Consider the following 335-nt stretch of genomic DNA (forward strand, 5'->3'; position numbering starts at 1 on the left):
CCTCTACCAACAGGAGCGATAGCGTCTTCTAGCAGTAAGACTCCAGTTGTATCTAGCCAAGAAGTTGCTAGCCAAGATTTGGAGAAGATTGCTGCAGAGAACGCTGAACTACTCACGAAGTCCTATGAGACGACTAGCGTGCAGTATGCGCTAATTGATAATGGCAAGCTTACTTTGTCGGGGCAGGCTGGAAAGAACGATATGGAAGGGGAACAGCCACTAACCAAAGATACTCTATACGGGATTGGTTCAGTCAGAAAAACGTATGCAACGGCGGCTGTAATGAAATTGGGTGACGAAGGAAAAGGCGATTTGGATGCTCCAGTGGTCAACTA

At 47.2% G+C, this 335-nt stretch carries 1 protein-coding gene; it reads left to right on the top strand.

Going from position 1 to position 335, the window contains the following annotated elements; genetic code table 11:
* Positions 1-335, top strand: a 335-nt coding sequence (locus MKO96_RS29275; protein WP_240589352.1) for a serine hydrolase, incomplete at both ends; no start/stop codon positions are given.

This window comes from Bacillus sp. ES1-5, assembly GCF_022487605.1.
Lineage (GTDB): Bacteria > Bacillota > Bacilli > Bacillales > Bacillaceae_G > Bacillus_A > Bacillus_A wiedmannii.